This window comes from Desulfoluna sp. CYM3A (genome assembly GCF_056829965.1).
Genome location: NZ_CP186556.1, coordinates 2,946,338 through 2,962,558 on the forward strand (window position 1 = coordinate 2,946,338; position 16,221 = coordinate 2,962,558).

General features: G+C 59.2%; 16 protein-coding genes and 2 pseudogenes. 4 read left to right on the plus strand and 14 right to left on the minus strand.

From position 1 onward, the window contains the following. Positions 1-7: 7 nt before the first annotated feature. Genes ACOYW1_RS14995 through ACOYW1_RS15005 form a run of 3 tightly spaced genes read right to left on the minus strand, consistent with a single transcriptional unit; the run spans position 8 to position 2,669 of the window. Complete coding sequence (locus ACOYW1_RS14995; protein WP_482423427.1) at positions 8-391, minus strand: PEP-utilizing enzyme; 384 nt, start codon at positions 389-391, stop codon at positions 8-10. After that, on the minus strand, positions 388-2,223 hold the full coding sequence (locus tag ACOYW1_RS15000) for a PEP/pyruvate-binding domain-containing protein (RefSeq protein WP_482423428.1): 1,836 nt from the start codon (positions 2,221-2,223) through the stop codon (positions 388-390). The genes ACOYW1_RS14995 and ACOYW1_RS15000 overlap by 4 nt, the downstream gene beginning before the upstream one ends. After that, on the minus strand, positions 2,220-2,669 hold the full coding sequence (locus ACOYW1_RS15005) for a pyridoxamine 5'-phosphate oxidase family protein (RefSeq protein WP_482423429.1): 450 nt from the start codon (positions 2,667-2,669) through the stop codon (positions 2,220-2,222). Before ACOYW1_RS15005 ends, ACOYW1_RS15000 begins: the two co-directional genes overlap by 4 nt. Positions 2,670-2,855: 186 nt before the next feature. Between ACOYW1_RS15005 and ACOYW1_RS15010 the strand changes: the two genes are divergently transcribed. After that, complete coding sequence (locus tag ACOYW1_RS15010; protein WP_482423430.1) at positions 2,856-3,437, plus strand: TetR/AcrR family transcriptional regulator; 582 nt, start codon at positions 2,856-2,858, stop codon at positions 3,435-3,437. A gap of 179 nt (positions 3,438-3,616) precedes the next feature. Here the strand turns inward: ACOYW1_RS15010 and ACOYW1_RS15015 are convergent, their stop codons facing one another. The 4 genes from ACOYW1_RS15015 to ACOYW1_RS15030 all read right to left on the minus strand — a co-directional run bounded on the left by ACOYW1_RS15015 (position 3,617) and on the right by ACOYW1_RS15030 (position 8,235). Next, complete coding sequence (locus ACOYW1_RS15015; protein ID WP_482423431.1) at positions 3,617-3,913, minus strand: hypothetical protein; 297 nt, start codon at positions 3,911-3,913, stop codon at positions 3,617-3,619. Further along, positions 3,910-5,688, minus strand: a complete 1,779-nt coding sequence (locus ACOYW1_RS15020) for a methyl-accepting chemotaxis protein (RefSeq protein WP_482423432.1) — start codon at positions 5,686-5,688, stop codon at positions 3,910-3,912. Before ACOYW1_RS15020 ends, ACOYW1_RS15015 begins: the two co-directional genes overlap by 4 nt. Before the next feature lie 493 nt (positions 5,689-6,181). After that, on the minus strand, positions 6,182-6,748 hold the full coding sequence (locus ACOYW1_RS15025) for a YqgE/AlgH family protein (RefSeq protein WP_482423433.1): 567 nt from the start codon (positions 6,746-6,748) through the stop codon (positions 6,182-6,184). A 77-nt stretch (positions 6,749-6,825) separates the two neighbouring features. Further along, entirely contained in the window at positions 6,826-8,235 is a 1,410-nt protein-coding gene (locus ACOYW1_RS15030; protein ID WP_482423434.1) for a mannose-1-phosphate guanylyltransferase/mannose-6-phosphate isomerase, read from the minus strand. 320 nt (positions 8,236-8,555) lie between these two features. On the opposite strand from ACOYW1_RS15030, the gene ACOYW1_RS15035 reads away from it, so the two are divergent. After that, entirely contained in the window at positions 8,556-9,095 is a 540-nt protein-coding gene (locus ACOYW1_RS15035) for a Pycsar system effector family protein (RefSeq protein WP_482423435.1), read from the plus strand. Between the two features lie 82 nt (positions 9,096-9,177). On the opposite strand, the gene ACOYW1_RS15040 is transcribed toward ACOYW1_RS15035, so the two are convergent. The 3 genes from ACOYW1_RS15040 to ACOYW1_RS15050 all read right to left on the minus strand — a co-directional run bounded on the left by ACOYW1_RS15040 (position 9,178) and on the right by ACOYW1_RS15050 (position 10,258). Next, a complete protein-coding gene (locus tag ACOYW1_RS15040; protein WP_482423436.1) occupies positions 9,178-9,357 on the minus strand; it encodes a hypothetical protein in 180 nt (59 codons plus the stop codon). Further along, the gene (locus tag ACOYW1_RS15045; RefSeq protein WP_482423437.1) at positions 9,351-9,812 is read right to left on the minus strand and encodes a YkgJ family cysteine cluster protein; all 462 of its coding nucleotides are present in this window, start codon (positions 9,810-9,812) and stop codon (positions 9,351-9,353) included. Before ACOYW1_RS15045 ends, ACOYW1_RS15040 begins: the two co-directional genes overlap by 7 nt. Before the next feature lie 134 nt (positions 9,813-9,946). Further along, positions 9,947-10,258, minus strand: a complete 312-nt coding sequence (locus ACOYW1_RS15050) for a hypothetical protein (protein WP_482423902.1) — start codon at positions 10,256-10,258, stop codon at positions 9,947-9,949. Between the two features lie 32 nt (positions 10,259-10,290). Here ACOYW1_RS15050 and ACOYW1_RS15055 point away from each other — a divergent pair, with 32 nt between their 5' ends. Further along, positions 10,291-10,521 carry a hypothetical protein gene (locus tag ACOYW1_RS15055; RefSeq protein ID WP_482423903.1) on the plus strand — a complete coding sequence of 77 codons (231 nt, stop codon included), beginning with the start codon at positions 10,291-10,293 and terminating at the stop codon, positions 10,519-10,521. Here ACOYW1_RS15055 and ACOYW1_RS15060 read toward each other — a convergent pair. The 4 genes and pseudogenes from ACOYW1_RS15060 to ACOYW1_RS15075 all read right to left on the minus strand — a co-directional run. Continuing rightward, positions 10,474-10,650: pseudogene (locus ACOYW1_RS15060) on the minus strand (TetR/AcrR family transcriptional regulator); the annotation flags it as partial. The gene ACOYW1_RS15055 and the pseudogene ACOYW1_RS15060 sit on opposite strands and share 48 nt — an antisense overlap. Positions 10,651-10,749: 99 nt before the next feature. Continuing rightward, entirely contained in the window at positions 10,750-11,487 is a 738-nt protein-coding gene (locus ACOYW1_RS15065; protein ID WP_482423438.1) for an outer membrane lipoprotein-sorting protein, read from the minus strand. A 151-nt stretch (positions 11,488-11,638) separates the two neighbouring features. After that, positions 11,639-13,051 (minus strand): DUF1302 family protein, encoded by a 1,413-nt coding sequence (locus tag ACOYW1_RS15070; protein ID WP_482423439.1) that lies wholly within the window; start codon positions 13,049-13,051, stop codon positions 11,639-11,641. Further along, the gene (locus tag ACOYW1_RS15075; protein WP_482423440.1) at positions 13,051-15,204 is read right to left on the minus strand and encodes an efflux RND transporter permease subunit; all 2,154 of its coding nucleotides are present in this window, start codon (positions 15,202-15,204) and stop codon (positions 13,051-13,053) included. Before ACOYW1_RS15075 ends, ACOYW1_RS15070 begins: the two co-directional genes overlap by 1 nt. Before the next feature lie 353 nt (positions 15,205-15,557). Between ACOYW1_RS15075 and ACOYW1_RS15080 the strand changes: the two are divergent. Then, a pseudogene (locus ACOYW1_RS15080) lies at positions 15,558-16,187 on the plus strand (ABC-ATPase domain-containing protein); the annotation flags it as partial. Positions 16,188-16,221 lie beyond the last annotated feature (34 nt).

The window sequence follows — 16,221 nt, forward strand, 5'->3', positions numbered from 1 at the left end:
ACTTAAATCAGCAATCTTTTTTCACGCGGCCCGCCGTCCCTTCCCCGAAGATCTCATCGGCTTCACCCAGGGTCACGATGCCCAGGTACCCGTCCACGGTGAGCAGATCCCCGGTGGCGATGCGCGTGGTGGCATCGGGCACGCCGGTCACGCACGGCAGGCCGTACTCCCTGGCAATGATGGCACCGTGGATGAGCATCCCGCCGCGTCGCTCCACGATCCCTGCGGCCAGGGGCACCACATGGGTCATGGTGGGTTCCACCACATCGCACACCAGGATCTCTCCGTATGCCAGACCTGCAAGGTCGCCGGGGCTGCGGATCACCCGGGCCCTTCCCCGAACCAGCCCCTGTCCGGCGGGCTGGCCCATGATCTGGCGGGCTTTGATCACGGAGGTCTCCTCCGCATCCCGGGCCGGAGCGCTTTGGATGGTGGGACGGCTCCCGAAGCGTTCCAGCTCATGACGAAGCCCCCGGACGGTCCCCGTCCCGATCCGCTCACCGTGCCGTTCGGCCACAGCGCGAAAGAGCTCCCGCTCCAAGGCGCCCATGTAAACGTCGTCATCGTCCCGGAGGCGGTAGCTGGAACGCCCCAGGTCCAGAACGCCCTGCGCATACTCCCTGGACTCCACAGGAAAAGCCCCCAAAAACCTCTCTTCCAGCCGGGATGCGTCCCCGGCCGTGGCCTCGGATGCGGGCGGGTGGGCCGCCATCTCAAGGACGAGGGACACCAGGGTTTGCCGGGGCGACTGGGCCGAAGCCCCCCCGGCCACCGCCCAGGAGAGCTCTCCTGTAATCGTTGATGAACGAAGACACGGCAGCCTCGATCCCTCAGGGATGCTAAAGCACCAAAGCTGGCGCCCCCGTTCCAGTCCGGGTGCTCCCGCATTTGGGCTGCCAGGGCTCCCAGGCGACGGTTTCGCGCCATGCCCACAAGGGGCGTATGGGTCAGAAGAAGGGTAAACTCAAAGGGATCGTCGGGCTTGACGGCATCGTTGTAGGCCTGGCCAAAGAGCCGAACCCCGTGTGCAAAGGGAATAAACTCCGACCAGTAAACCCCGACCCACCTCTCGTTGATCTCAATAATACGATGCCTTAACTCGCGGACCAGCGCCCCGTCGTTCAGGGTTTCCAGACAGACCCTGGCCATCTCCTCGGCCGCCTCGGTCATCTCCGGCAGGAGCCGGGTCTCGATTTTCTTCCTTAATGCACACAGGCTGTCATAGCTGCGATGGAGACGCTTGTGCAGCGCGTCATTCCCTGGTGAACCCTGTGCCTCCAAGGTGGTGATGGGCCGGGACTGAAGCACATGCACCCGCCCCCCGTCCAAGGTCCACTCCAGGTCCTGGGGAGAATCGAACAGGGACTCCATGCGACGTGCCAGGGCAAACACCGATGTCACCTCTTCATCCTCCAGGGGAGGCCTGGCCGCCTTGGCCTCGGGGAGCAAAACCGTGCGGACCCCGGAGGGGCCAGCGCCAAGGCACGATGGCCGGCCTTCAGGAGCCCTGTGCGCCAGGATAGCCCCAGAGGTGCGGTCCAGCCGCCAGTGATCCGGCTCCACCGTGCCGTCCACCAGCCCCTGGTTAAGACCGTACACAGCCTCCACCACCCCCTCGGATGCAGCCAGGGGGCTCTTGCTGAACGCCACACCGGACACCTCCCCCCTCACCAGCCGCTGGACAAGGACGGCCATGGTTCCCGCACGGAAATCAGCCTCCCGCTCCCGCCGATAGAGAAGAGCGCCGTCCGACCAGAGGGAGGCCCAGACCCGCTTGATGTGATCCAGGGTGGATTCCAGGCCGCGAACATTCACATAAGAGTCATGCAGCCCTGCAAAAGACGCCCCTCCTGAGTCCTCCTCCGGACACGACGATCGCACCACCAGGGGACCGCCTTCAACGAACTGTTCCAGCCCCGTGGCAAGGGCCTCATAAAGCGCAGGTGGCCAGGGCGCCGTCAGAAACAGGTTGCGGATCCTCAAGGCCGCGTCCCACACCTCTTCCCACCGCATCTCGGAAAAAGGCTTGCACTGAAGTGTCATCTGGATCCGCTCAAAGAGCCCGGCCTCTGAAACGAAAACGCCATACGCCTCGGACGTTACGCAGACCCCGTCCGGGACCAGAATACCGTTTTGCACCATGCGGGCCAGGGAGTTGGCCTTGCCCCCCACCACCGATTCGCCATGGGCTCCCGCACGGGCCAGGGGCATAAGAAAGGTCATGGGCTCACCTCAATCTCGGTGACGTTTTGAAACCGCTCCACGAAAATGCAGCGCCGGACTTTCACCATAAAGGCACAGGAGGGGGCCGCGACAAAATCGGAGAGGTAGGGGTGGCGGGATAGAAAAAGGGCTTTTAGGGGAGCGGCGGCGTCCTCCCCGGGTTCGGACACCCGGCCCGTTATGGTCACGGCCCGGGCCTCATGAAAATCGGCTTCCGCGTTGGACCTGCTGTCGATGAGCATGGCAACCCGGTCGTCCTCGGTCATGTTTCCGTATTTACGCGTGGACCGGGGGGTGACGAAAAAAAGCCGAGACAGGTCGTCGGTGGCACCATAGGCCACCAGGGATGCGTAGGGGTGTCCCCTGCAGTGGGTGCTGAGCACGCCGAGTCGCTGGGCGTCAAGGAGGGATCGGATCATCCGGACAACTGCCGCGTGATGGGTCATGGGGGCCTGCCTTTTCATGGGGGTACAAGGAAGAAATCATGACGGGATATTGCATTATATCAGAGATATCTACAGATTCCACACCCATCTACCCGGCACCATGGGCGCCTGACATTGCCCCTTGACATAACAGAACGATCATTTTAGCTTACCCAATTCACCACCAACCCGCCACAGGACAGAACCATGCCCCGCAACAAAGAGTACAATCATCAGGACGTGTTAAACGCGGCCACCTCGCAGTTCCTTGACAAAGGCTACAAGGGCGTCTCCGTTAACGACCTGGTCAAGGCGACAAAGCTCAACAAACACAGCATGTATGTGGAATTCGGTAACAAGGAAGGGCTGTTCTGTGCATGTATCGACCATTATACCCGGGCCGTGCACCGGCACGTCGGTCATATCCTCCGCCGCGAGCCCCTGGGCCTGGGGAATATCACCGATTTTTTCCGCCACCGCATCGACTATGCCTACTCAGGAAAAGGCAACGGGTGCCTTCTGCTCACCACGGTGGCCGAAAAAAACCAGATGGACAAGATGGTCCTGAACCGTGTCCAGCACCATTGGACCCTGCAGAAAGCGGACCTCAGGCTCTGCCTGGACGCCGCACAAGAGCAAGGAGAGATCCCGGCCGAAAAGGACACCGCAGTCCTTGCCAACCACCTCTTCTGCCAGCTCATGGGCATGGTCATCATGATCAAGGGGGGAAGCCGTCGGCAGGAGATTGAACAGATGATCGACATGACCCTGGCCCACGCGCGGCAATAGGCAAATCACATCCGCCTTTAAAACAACATTCATTCAATCGTGTTTTTTTAACCTGCCTGCTCAAGGCACTTTTTAAATCAGGCATACGCTTATGCCCCCGGCAGGTCCCGCCGGAGACACAAGCGAAAAACACACCATCAGAAGATCTGGTGCCTTACATATGGGCTGCACTCATCGTGCTAAAGCTGAAAGTGCTCCACCATCCCTTTCAATTGATCCGACAAATGGTGGAGATCTCCCGCATTCTGCTTGACACCGGCACTGCTCTCGGCAATCTCCTCGGCCGCCTCGTTGACACCGACGATATCCTGCGCCATGTCCGCAGCCACAGCCGTGCTTTCAGCCACACTGGCGCTCACCTCAGCCATCCCCTGGGAGGCCTGGGTGATGCTGTCCGCAATGTCACGGGTGGCCATGGACTGCTCATCCACCTCTTCTGCAATGGACGAAACTATCTCGTTGGTCTGGAAGATCACCTCGGAGATGTGTTCGATCTCCTTGACTGTTTCATCGGTGGAGACCTGAATGCCGGTGATCTTCTGCTTGATCTCCTGGGTGGCTTCGGCGGTCTGATGGGCCAGGTATTGATGGCTTTCCGCACGGCAAATCCCTTGCCCGCCTCCCCTGCCCTGGCCGCCTCAATGGTGGCGTTCAAGGCAAGCAGGTTGGTCTGGGCGGAGATCTCGGTGATCGCCTCGGTCACCGTATTGATCTCGTGGGCAACCGCGCCCAGGGCTTTGACTTTTTCTGAAGACCGCTTGGCACTGGAGACCGCCTCCTTGCTCACGTGGCGCGCTTCCTCGGAGTTTCCTGCGATTTTTTCGATGGTGCCGGTAATCTGTTCCGTGGCCGCGGCGACCCGCCCGATATTCTGGGAGGACTGCTCGGCGGCGGCAGCCACCGAGGCCATGTTGGTGCTCATCTCTTCGGCGGCCGCTGTGGATGAACTTGTCCTCTCCATGGTCTCCCGGGCGCCTGAGGACATCTGGGCTGACACTGCCGAAAGATTGGAAGAGGAAGCGTTGAGCTGGCTTACGCCCGCCGAAATATCCCGGAACATGTCCCCCAGGGTTCCCACCATGGAGTTCAGGGCCCCCACAAGGGTGCCGATCTCATCATGCCTCCGGGTGGAGAGGGTCCGGCTGAAATCACCTTTGGCAACGGCCTCGGCAAAGGTCACGGCCCGTATGATGGGCCGGGTGGCGCGCCCGGTGATCACATAAACCGTGGCCACGAGCAGCAGCATGGCAACCAGGGCCACCCCAAGGCAGACATACCGGATGGTGTGTGCCTTCTTCAGGATCTTTGCGGTGGGGATGCTGATCATGGCTGCCCAGGGGGTGTCGGCCTTGCCGATGCAGATAGGAACGCCCATGCGCACCACCTCACACCCCAGGATCGCAGAGTGGTTGGTCCCATGAAACGGTCTTCCGTCCCGGATGGCCTGTTCAAACCCTTTTCCCCAGGAGGTCTCCTTAAAGAGGCTCTTACCGGGTCGCCCGTTTGCAGGGTGAGAGACATACACGCCCCCGTTGGAGACGATGGAGAGGTAACCCGTCCCGTAAATCTTAATGCCAGCAAAGGCATCCTGAAAGGTTTTCAGGGCGATGTCCACACCCACCACCCCCAGAACTTTTCCCTCCATGACAATGGGCACGCTCACTGTTGTCATCAGGTGATTTCGACCCCCGATATTGAAGGCATAGGGTTCGGCAAGCACCTCCCTGCCGGTTCGCTGGGGCACAAGGTAGTAGTCCCCGTCGCCTTCACGCCGATAGTTCAGGCTGGGCCGCAGCTTCAGGCTGCCCGAGCTGCGGCTCCAGATGGGCACAAACCGCCCGGTGGCGTCGTGGCCCTCGGCGTTCACAAAATCGGCATCCCTGCCGTCCAGGGCGTTGGGCTCCCAGATCGTCCACACACCATAAAAACCGGGGTTTTTGTCTATCACCTGTTTCATGAGGTGCGTCAACAGGTCCCGGCGGGACAGGCTCCCGTCCTCCTTGTCAAGTCCGGTCACCACACCTCCAAAGACCTGAGCCAGGGTTCGGGCCGAGTCCGCTGCGATCTCCACTTCCGCTTTGACAACGCCGCCGTACCGGTAGGCCATCTGCTCCGCTTTTTCCAGGGCTTCCGTCTCTGCCAGGTTGCCGGACATCACGGCAACGATCCCGATGGTCACCGTAAAAGCCAGGGCCATGACCGAACAGATGCTCAACAGCATCCGGGTTCTCAATTTCATTGTAGTCAACACGTCACATTCCTTACATTAAGAAAACCAGGGCCTGCTCGAACCCAGACATGTGCCGTTCGGCTCACGCGCCTTGAACGAGGCATCGCCGGGCACATCCCTCAGCTCAACCGCAGGCTTATATCAAAACACTTGTTCTGTTTAATTCTCAAAAAACAGCCACCCCGTGGGCTGGCCTTCACCAAAATCCGTCGTCCCATGCCGGAACACGGGCCTCTGAGGATTTCAGCTGCATCGATCAGCAACCCCTCAACAGGATATCATCCTCAAAAACCAATTGTTAGGAGGTGTATCTGCCCAGGTGAGCCTGTCGTCATTCATCAACGGACTCAATGCGCGGTTTTTTCTAAAATGAAAGTTCTGGAATGTCAATACAGAAATGAACACCGTTTAGCAACATCGGGGAACACTCGTTGAGGCAGAATAAAAAAAAGGCGCGTCCACAAGGAACGCGCCCATTTAATTGTCGGGAAGCAGGGGTTGCCTTTACCGGGCGTCATGCCCGCCCAAAATCTCCGGAAAGAAGCACGGGATCAATACCAAGACGATCCAGGGCTTTTTCCCATCGTACCTCCGCCGGGACCTCGAAGATCAAGTCGATACCGGATTCCACGGTCAACCACACATTGCCCGCAAGCTCCCCTTCGAGCTGCCCGGCGGCCCACCCGGAGCTGCCGAGAAAAATTGCTACTTTTTCAGGCCCTCCCCGGGCAACAGCCGACAGGGTCTCCATGGAGTTTGACAAGGCCACGTCCTCGCCCATGGGGAAGGTACCCTCATGGTCAAAGGGGGGGCCGTGCAGGAGAAAGATCTCATCCAGCTGAACCGGGCCCCCCGTGTACACAGGTACATCCACGGCGGCATCCACATGTTCGAGCTTGAACTCCTGATAGACGTCACGGGCCGCCATCAGGTGACTGGGACGGTTGACGATAAACCCCATGGCCCCGTCCACGGTATGCTCGCAAAGGTACACCACGGACCGTGCAAAATTGGGATCCTTCATGGACGGCATGGCCAGGAGAAAATGCCCCTTAAGGGAATGAAACGCATCTCCGCTCATCGTTGGTCCCCACCCTTTGAATGGTCATGTGTCATCACGGATCGACTCACCATAAAAAACCTTTCGCCGAACCGTGCCTATCGGCCGTAGTTGTCTTCCAGGCGGACAATATCGTCTTCCCCGAGGTAGCTTCCCGACTGTACTTCAATGAGTTCCAGGGGAATTTTCCCCGGATTTTGGAGCCAAGATACGCGTCCCAGTGAGATGTAGGTGGATTCGTCCTCCTTAAGGAGGATCTTTTCGTCGTCCCGGGTGACGATGGCGGTTCCCCGCACCACCACCCAGTGCTCTGCACGGTGAAAATGCTTCTGCAAAGAGAGTTCGGCACCGGGCTTGACGGTGATGCGCTTCACCTGGAACCGATCGGCCACGTCAATGCCCTCATAGGACCCCCAGGGCCTGTAGACCACGGTGTGGAGCTGGGCCTCGGAGCGGGTGTCGGCCTTGAGCTGGCTGACGATCTTCTTCACGTCCTGACCGCGGCTCCGAGGTGCCACCAGAACGGCATCCTTGGTCTCCACGACGATCATGTCTTCAATACCCACCGCCGCGATCATCCGGCTCTCCCCCTGGAGCAGGGAGGAAGAGACGTCGTGGGTCACCACGTCCCCTTTGACCACGTTGCCGTTCTCATCTTTGTTTCCGATCTGCCAGATGGCGTCCCAGGAGCCCACGTCGTTCCACCCGGCGGCAAGGGCGATCATCACCCCCTTGTCGGTCTTTTCCATCACCGCATAGTCGATGGAGTCCTCGGGGCAGGCGGAAAAGGCATCACAATCCAGGCGGAAAAAATCGAGGTCCGAGGCCCCTTTTTCCACGGCCTCCCTGCAGGACGCCACGATCTCCGGGGCGAACCGGTCCAGTTCACCGAGGACCTCCCGGCACCCGAACATGAACATGCCGCTGTTCCAGCAATACTCCCCGGATGCCACGTAGGACTCGGCGGTCTCAAGGTCCGGCTTTTCCACGAACCGGTCGATGACCACGGCGTTCCCCCCGTTGACGGATGCCCCTTTTCGGATATATCCGTACCCGGTCTCCGCAGACTCAGGGACGATGCCGAAGGTGATGAGGCGCCCGGCCTCGGCCAGGTCTCGGCCCTCGCGCATGGCGTCATGGAGCTTGTCGGCATGGGTGATGGTGTGATCAGCGGGGAGCACAAGCAGGGTGGGATTCTCGTCGACCTCAAGGGCCTTGAGCGCAGCAGCGGCAAGGGCCGGAGCCGTGTTTCTGCCCACGGGTTCCAGCATGATGGCCAACGGCTCGATGCCGATGCTGCGAAGCTGCTCGGCCACCATGAACCGATGGTTCTCGTTGCATATCACGATGGGACGCCCCATGGCCTCGAACCCGGAAAGGCGCAGCACCGTGTTCTGCAACATGGTGTACTCATTGACCAGCCCGATAAGCTGCTTGGGATGAAGTTCGCGGGAAAGGGGCCAGAGCCGGGTGCCTGAGCCCCCGGCAAGGATAACGGGTATCACCATGGTGAGTCCTCTTTGATATCGATTGTTAACGATGGTCCATCAAGCGATGGCACAAAAAAACCGGAAAAACAGCTGTCAGTTGCCACTCCGGTTTCAACATGCCGTACCTGTTCCAGACTAAGCCAGGTGCAGAGGCAAGTCAAGGGAGGGCTCCCCTGCGTTGACAATGGGATGACAACATGGTTTCCTTAACTGCCGGAGCCCCCTGTCATCGGACCTGTTGGGCCGTTTGCCTCCTCACCGGCACCATGCCGGGTCGGGACGAAAAAAGCCGGCAATAACACACCAACAACTTGGAAGAAACGATATTAAGGAGCGGTATGCCAGCCCCCACCGATCACGACCCCTTAAAGCAAACCATCTGGCCGCCGGTCTTTCGCGCCTCCATCCTCGGCGCGGTCATCTCAAAGCAGATCAACTACGTGGGGTTTGCCGACCGGCGCGCGGCCACGGTCATCACGGTGAACTCGTTTCTCATCCCCATCGCCCTCTCGGGCCTGGGGCGCCCCCAGTGGCACTGGGGCATCCTCCTGGGCATCTCCGCCTCGGTTCTCAGCATCTTCTTTGCCGTCCTCAGCCTCATCCCAAGGCGCTACACGAAAAAAGGGGACCCGAAGCCCCCTTTGCTCCACTTTTCAAGCATTGCCGAGTACACCGAAGAGGCCTATATCGAAAAAATGGCCGAAATGCTGGAAAACTCAGCCACCATCGGGACCATGGTGGCCCGGGACCTCTACCGCATGAGCACCGTGATTCTCACCCCGAAGTTCAAACTTCTCAAACTCAGCTACATCAGCTTTCTGGCCGGCTACACCCTGGCCCTTGCGGCCATCTTCGCCGGGCAATTCCAACTCATGTAATCCATAAGGTCATGAAACGAGGACCTTCCCAGCCCCTGTTCCCCTATCACCTATCACCTATTTCCTGTTTCCTATTTCCTATTTATTTCCCCCCCATCCTCTGGGCCAGTTTCACCCACTCGATCTCCTGGAGGTTCTGGACGGTGTTGTGGATGAGCCCCTTTTTGATGGTCTCGCGCTTTTCGGCCCGGTCCGTGATGCCGTGGTAAGGGAGCATGGCCATGAGGGCCTTGTCCTTGGCCTTCTCATCCGGGGTCAGCACATCGCCCCTGCGGGTAAAAAACGGGTCCTCCCCTTCGGCGCAGGGGGTGTCGAAGACGTTAAAATGCCTGCAGGCCGGGGGCGCATGGGATGAATGCCACAGCCTCCGTCCACGAGGAACGGACACCCGGCCCCGGGGTGAAACCGGGCGAGCTGGTGCTGGATGGTTTGTGCGGCCTCTCCGCTGAGGCTCTCAATGGCGTACCAGTAGATCCCCGCAAGTTCCAGGGGGTAGACAGGAATGGTGACGTGGGTGGAGCAGCAGGTGGAGCACCCTTTGGCGCATGCAAGCCGTCGTCCTTTCTTGAGTTGGGCCTCCACGCTGGCATAAATGCCCTTGTCCGCGATGATGTAAGCATCCAGAAGCATGGAAAGCCATGAATGGGCCTTCTCCGCCTCGGGATAGGAGAGCCGTTGCGGCTCGGGGTAGTTGCTTGATCTCTTCTTCTTGGCCATGCCATGCCTGACGGAACCCGGCATTTATTTAAAAAACAGTTGCGTATCCTGTGGCCGGGGCATCCGGTGCCGGGTCACTGCATCGCCGTCTGCCCCGCCTGAAAGAATCGGTTTGAAAAGCCCCGAGGGGCCTGTTACTTGTCCTGATGATCGAAAATAATCTTTTCCATTCGCGGTAAAAACAGGTAATGAATGGTCTCTTTCACCCAATCCCAGTAGGCGTCGCACTCTCCGTCCATGCCCAGGAACCGGGCGTAGGTGGAGCTTGCCCCCAGGTAGTTGGCCGCCAGGACGGTAAAGCTGTAAACGAACTTGCTCACCTCCTCGTCCGATGCGTTGTGGTGCACCTTCTGGCGAAAGGTCTTGAGGAAGCTGTCGTGGAACACCGCGTACTGGGCCGAGGCGGGAAACTGATCGAAATTTTCCACGTGGGCCGTGTTCTGCATGAGCGTGGCCTGAAACAGTTCTTGTTGGAGAGATGAAAATCAATGACCCGCTCGATGAAAACAGCCAGTCCCTCATCGGTGGTGTAAGCGTCCAGGCCGTCGAACCAGTGTTCCATGAACTCGCGGAACTCCACCACATGCTCTTCCATGACGCACTCGAACAAGCCGGCCTTTTTCGGGAAATAGTAATGAATGATCGGGTGATCAAATCCCCCAGCCTTTCCCACCATCCGGACACTGGCCGCATGGTAGGGGTGCTCTGAAAAAACCTTGCGGGCGGCATCCAGGATGCGCCGCCGGGTGGCCTCGCCCTTGGTCAGGTTGCGGGGTGCGTTCGTCCCTGTTGCTTTGGATGTATCCATAGTCTCCATCGGGTTCATGGTCATTGGCATGATAAACGACAATTCGTGGAAGCCTCCTTCACCGAAGGAGGGATCAACTTTTTTACCACACGTTCAGGAATTATCAAAGCGAAACCGGCCACACCCGGTTTACCGCAGGGACTCTTTTCGAAAATCCGTGGCCTTCATGGGCAGGTTATACCGGATCTCCTGGAGAAGGAGGCGTGTCTGTCCCCTGTTTCCCGCCCGGCTCATCACCACCTCATAGGGAGTCAGGATCCCGTCGACGGTCCGGATATCCTTGTTCTCAAGAATTTTTAACAACTTGCCCTTGGAATAGTAGTCCATCTTCCTCAGGAACCAGTCCTTCTCGCTGATGTAAAGCACGGTCTTGTCATACACCTTCTTACCCCTGATCCGCAGGCTCTCCACCATGTAGCAGGGCTCTCCGGCCACGGTCTCCTTGCCCAAAAGGGTGTAGGCGTAATCGTCCACATCCCGTGACGCAATATCCTCATAGGTGAAGTGGGAGTTCACAAAGGCCTTCTTTTTCGAAGACAGGCTGATGCGCTTGACCCGGCCCGAGGACATCTGGAGCCACTGGTCGTCATCCCTGCCCTTGTGGGCATGGGTCAGCAGCTTGATGCGGGACGGCTTGTGAAACGCAATGAGAGCCCGGTCTTCACCGTCTTCGGTGTCCATGGCCGTGAGGGTGAAGATCTTTTCCGTGACCTTGCCCCGTTTTTCAATCTCCATGACCACCTCGCTGGTGGCCGTATCCGGGCTGGCGATCTCCTCGGACCGGTCCACCACCTCGCGTCCCGTCAGGGCAAAGGCCCCGGCATGGATCATCACACCGACAACCGCAAGAATCATGATTTTTCGCATTTTTACCATCTATTCCTCTCTTCCGGTGACCATTCGCCCCCCATGCCTCTGGCAGAGAGAAGCTGGTCAGTCACCTCAATGTCATAAAAACACCTGTGCCGCGCCGCCGCCCAAGCTCCGCCCGGGACCAACACGGACACAGCCGGTTGGGTTAAAATTGATACTCTAAAGTCACCATGAACAGGTCCCGGTCCCTCAGGTACCAGAACGGGGATCCCACCTCGTTCAGCTCCGGGGCAGATCCGTCATAAAACACCAGGGAACCCTCCACCACCAGGCCGTTTTGAAAGTCGTACCCCACCTTGGCCCAGGTCATCTGGCCTTCGTCATCCCCGTCCATCACCCAGAAAAGGGAGACGGGAATCCGGCTGCTTAAAAAGCTGTCCTGGTATCGGAAGGCAAGGGTTTCGTCATAAAAAGGGTCCCCAAGGCCATTGCGGGTGTAGCCCGACCGATGAGCCTCCAGGGTCACCACCGACTCCCCCTCGTGGGCGGGGAACCAGTCCACCACCGGAAGGAACCAGTTCAGCCCGGCCGACACCGACCAGAAACCGGAGTCCACAATCTCATAGGGAAACACCATGGCAGCCGGATTGCTTGTGTCCTGGGTGACATACCCCTGCTTGTCAAAGCTCCACGCCCCTTCCGCCTGCACCACGCATTGCCCCAGGTCGGCGGAGACGTCTGCCCCCACAGAGGTGACATTCCCGTGGAAAGACCGGGCCACCACAGACACCGGCTCCCCCGGTTCCATAATCACCCGGTCCGGTGTGATGAGGGGCTCACGATCGGGGCCGTGGTAGGCACTCAACGAGAGATCGCAGCTGCCCACGCTCCGGGACGCCTTGATCCCCACCCCCGCATTGTCCACGCTTACATCGGGCTCTTCGTTGTCCGTACGTTTCACGGGCAGGGAGAAGTTGTCGGGATCGATGTAAAAATAGTCTCCCTCCCAGGCATTGAGCCGCCCAACGCCCATGGGCATGAAAACCGCCTCAACAGAGTAGTCCCCGATAAAACGCAGCATAGAGACCGCAGGCACCCCCTGCAGCAGACCGTCCTCCTCTTTCAGAAAAAGTTCCCGGAGATCTTCGGGGTTGAAGTAACTGGTGGGGTTGATGAAGTCGGCGGTGCCCCAGGCAAAAACCTGATTGCCCACCCGCCAGCGGCTTGTGTCCGTCTCCTTTTCCACATAAAGCTCCCGGAACGAGAGCTCGACTCCCCGCGACGACAACGTGAGGTTTCTCCTGAGGGTGGTCCCGCTGTCGCTGTAGCGGATCTCCCCACCCGGAGAATCACTGAACACGGCATCGTTGATCCGCAGTTCAGGTGTCCCATACACAGAAAACCCCTCCCCCGCCCAGAAAAGCGCCCCCTCCAGCCTCACCTCGTTGCTGATCATGCTGTCTTCGACATAATCCGTATTGTTCAAGGGTGCCATGCTCTTGGCCCCGAAGGTCCACTCGGCCTCCACACCCTCCGGCAGCCAGGCGCACACCGGAAACACCCACCCCACACACACGGCCCAGATCAGCACAACACAGGCCACAACCCTACAACACATCAGACACATCTCCCCGGGGCATCACCTTGAGCCTCGTCCCTGCACAGCGCAGGCTTTATCAGGTAAATCAACGCCGGCAGGATCAGGAGATCCCCCAGCAACGCAAAAAACATGGACAGCCCCGCCAGCGCCCCAAAGGCGATGACGGGCTTCACCGACCCGGTCATAAACACAAAATAGGCCGTGCAGAGCACCATAGACGTCATCACGATGGGCTTGCCCGTATCCCCAAAGGTTTTCACCAGGGCCTCCCGGATGCAGAGCCCGGCCTCGCAATTCCGCCGAAACCAGGTGATGAAATGGATGGTATCATCCACGGCAATGCCGATGGTAACGCTTGCGATCATGATGGTGGAGGTGTCCAGGGGGATGCCGACCCACCCCATGATGCCCAGGGTGGTGCAGATGGGAAACAGGTTGGGCACCATGCTGATCAGAGCCAGAAGCGGGCTCTTGCACACAAAAAACATCATCACGAAGATCAGGGCAAAGGCGGTGCCGAAGCTTCTGATCTGGCTGATCTTCAGGTTCTTGTCCATGGTGTTGTAAAGGGACGAGAGCCCTGTAAACCGATACCGGTAGTTACTTCCCAGAATCTGCCCAACCCTTGCCTCGGCAAAGGCCCGGACCTTTTCGGCATTGGCGTTGGACCCGAACCTGGAGGCAAAGGAGATGCGCGCCATCCGGTAATCAGGAGACAAGGTCCGCTCCAGCACCTCGGGGTCTGCCAGTTCGTAATAATCCAGAAGGTCTGTGCGACTCTCCGGAAGCGCCCCTTTTCCACCGTCTCCGCCGGTAAAAGCGCCATGGATCTCAGCGAAATAATCTGCCGCAGAGAACACATGGGTGTACTGCCCGGCCATATGGGCCATCACCTCCTCCGCCACCTCGGAAAGCACCTTCATGCTCTCCGGGTGGGTAAAATCACTTTCCGGGCCCGCCGCCTCGATCACCATCTCAACGGGGACGGTGCCCCTGATATTGCCCTCCACAAACCGAATGTCCTTTTTTACCCGGTTGCCGTCCTTGAGGTACGCGGCAAAGTCCGTATCAAACCGAAGGCGGGTCATGCCGTACCCCACCCCCGCCGCCGTCACAACAAAAGCAAGCACCACCACCCCGCTGCGGGCCACCACCCAGCGGCCAAGCCGCGTCAATATCCCGATCACGGGATCCTGCGCCCCCTTGCCAAGGGGGAATCGGTCCCCATGGCGTTTTTCCACAGCCGCGCGGCACGCCATCAAAAACGCAGGCAGGACAAACACGGACATGAAAAAAGCGATCATGACGCCGACGGCGGTGAACACCCCCACGATCTTCACAGGCCTCACCGTTGTGGTCACAAAGGAGAGATAGCCCATGCCGGTGGTGAGACTGGTAAACAGACAGGGTCGCCAGAGGTTGCGGGCCGCCTCCCTCACCGCAGCCCGATGATCACGGCCGTTGCGGTTGTACAGGGTGCGGTAGTGGGAAAGGATATGGATGGAGTCGGCAATGGAGATGGCCAGAAGCACCGGTGCGATCACCACCGTCACCGTGTTGACCACCTCTCCGCACATCACCAGAAGCCCGACACCCCATAAAACAATGATCAGTATGTTCACCTGACCGAGAAGCGACAAAGCCGCATTTCTCAGCATGAGATAAACGATGACCATGATAATCAGAAAGGTCACAGGAGTAAAGAGCATGTTGTCGCGCCTTGTCAACGCGTTGATCTCCACCTCCACACAGGGGCCTCCCGAGTACCGGAGGTGCCGCCCCCCGGAGACCACGTCCGCTGCGGCCTGAAGGGACCGAATCGCTTTGCCTTTCTCCTCATTGGAGTCAAAGGGAAGCAGCTCCACAAGAAGGCAGGTGGTGGTGCCGTCGGCGGAGATGACCTGGCCGGTAAGGATCTCATGGGACAGTGCCATCCCCCGGGAGGCCTCCGCCACCTCGGGGGTGACCTCCCCGTCGGGCAGGACCGGGTCGAAGGAGACCGTATCCTCTTCACCCACGGCCACCTCGGCGTTTGTGAGGGAAAGCACCCGCTGCACCCCGGCATGCCGCTCCATGATATCGGTGAGATGCCGGATAAAGGAGAGATTCTCCGGGGTGAAGATATCCGTGTCCCTGAAGACCACAGCCATCACCTCGTCGTTTCCGAACACCTCCTGAAAGGCTGTGTAGTAGGCGATATCCGGGTCGTCGGCATCAAAGAACTCATTGATGTGATTGCGGAAACTCTGATGTGCGTAAAACCAGAGAAAGAGAGAGAGAGAGAGAGAGAGATGGCCGAATGACAGACGTTATGACAGGGAGAACGTTACAGGGTGGTACCGTGTCCCCCCTGGCCTGTCAACGGATTTATTAACAACGTTCACAGTGCAAATCAAACAGCAACCTGCGTGCGCGTTGGATCCCCCTGGGGTATCCTGACACGTAACCGAATCAGGAGAGGCCTCACCCGCCCTCACCGGTCAATCAGGCGCCAAACACGCCCCAACAACACAACGGATCCCCCATGAAAGACACGCAGACACTTCAAACCATCCTGCGCCGTATCGACGGCAAGGGATACAAAGCTTACAAAGAGCTTCAGGGCACCTATGCCTTCAAGGCATTCATATCCAAAAAAACCATGTCCAGGATCCCTTTGCCGCAGCCCTCGCGCCTCCGTGTCCGTGTCCGACCCGCGACACCTCCGGTTTTTGACAACAGCTTCACCTGGAGCCGAAGCCGCAGGCGACTACCTGACCCGGCTCTTCGCCCGCACCGCACGGAGCACAATCAAAGGAATCCGGGGCACAGGCAAAGGTGGGCTCATCCTCATCGAGCACCCCCAGGGATGTCCTCTCCCGCACGGCCATGTCCGTCACGGACGAGCCTCGAGGCCCGTTTCTTCCTCGGGCTGCCCGCCTTCGGAAGACGCATCGCCGGGCGGGACGTCATGGAGATGCTTCTCTCCGAGCTTCCGGCCATTGCCACAGAAGCTCTCTTCTTCAAAGAAAACAGACGAGCCGCCCTCACCGCCCACGTGACATGCTGCGAAGACGCCGATGCCCTGAGGGCCCAGCTTCCAGGCCTCGGGCGGGTGGCCTTTGTGGCCGACGGCGCCCTGCTCCCCCGGGCAAGCGGCATCGACCCGAGGCCCCTGGGCAAAGGGGCCGTTCCCTTCTCTTCCCCGG

What these genes read in the sequence shown, in the direction of transcription:
- ACOYW1_RS15050 (WP_482423902.1), bottom strand. Translation starts at nt 10,258, where the DNA reads ATGCAGAACACGGCCCACGTGGAAAATTTCGATCAGTTTCCCGCCTCG.
- ACOYW1_RS15055 (WP_482423903.1), top strand. Translation starts at nt 10,291, where the DNA reads ATGAAAATCAATGACCCGCTCGATGAAAACAGCCAGTCCCTCATCGGT.
- ACOYW1_RS15025 (WP_482423433.1), bottom strand. Translation starts at nt 6,748, where the DNA reads ATGAGCGGAGATGCGTTTCATTCCCTTAAGGGGCATTTTCTCCTGGCC.
- ACOYW1_RS15045 (WP_482423437.1), bottom strand. Translation starts at nt 9,812, where the DNA reads ATGGCCAAGAAGAAGAGATCAAGCAACTACCCCGAGCCGCAACGGCTC.
- ACOYW1_RS15065 (WP_482423438.1), bottom strand. Translation starts at nt 11,487, where the DNA reads ATGCGAAAAATCATGATTCTTGCGGTTGTCGGTGTGATGATCCATGCC.
- ACOYW1_RS15030 (WP_482423434.1), bottom strand. Translation starts at nt 8,235, where the DNA reads ATGGTGATACCCGTTATCCTTGCCGGGGGCTCAGGCACCCGGCTCTGG.
- ACOYW1_RS15010 (WP_482423430.1), top strand. Translation starts at nt 2,856, where the DNA reads ATGCCCCGCAACAAAGAGTACAATCATCAGGACGTGTTAAACGCGGCC.
- ACOYW1_RS15035 (WP_482423435.1), top strand. Translation starts at nt 8,556, where the DNA reads ATGCCAGCCCCCACCGATCACGACCCCTTAAAGCAAACCATCTGGCCG.
- ACOYW1_RS15005 (WP_482423429.1), bottom strand. Translation starts at nt 2,669, where the DNA reads ATGACCCATCACGCGGCAGTTGTCCGGATGATCCGATCCCTCCTTGAC.
- ACOYW1_RS15000 (WP_482423428.1), bottom strand. Translation starts at nt 2,223, where the DNA reads ATGACCTTTCTTATGCCCCTGGCCCGTGCGGGAGCCCATGGCGAATCG.
- ACOYW1_RS15070 (WP_482423439.1), bottom strand. Translation starts at nt 13,051, where the DNA reads ATGTGTTGTAGGGTTGTGGCCTGTGTTGTGCTGATCTGGGCCGTGTGT.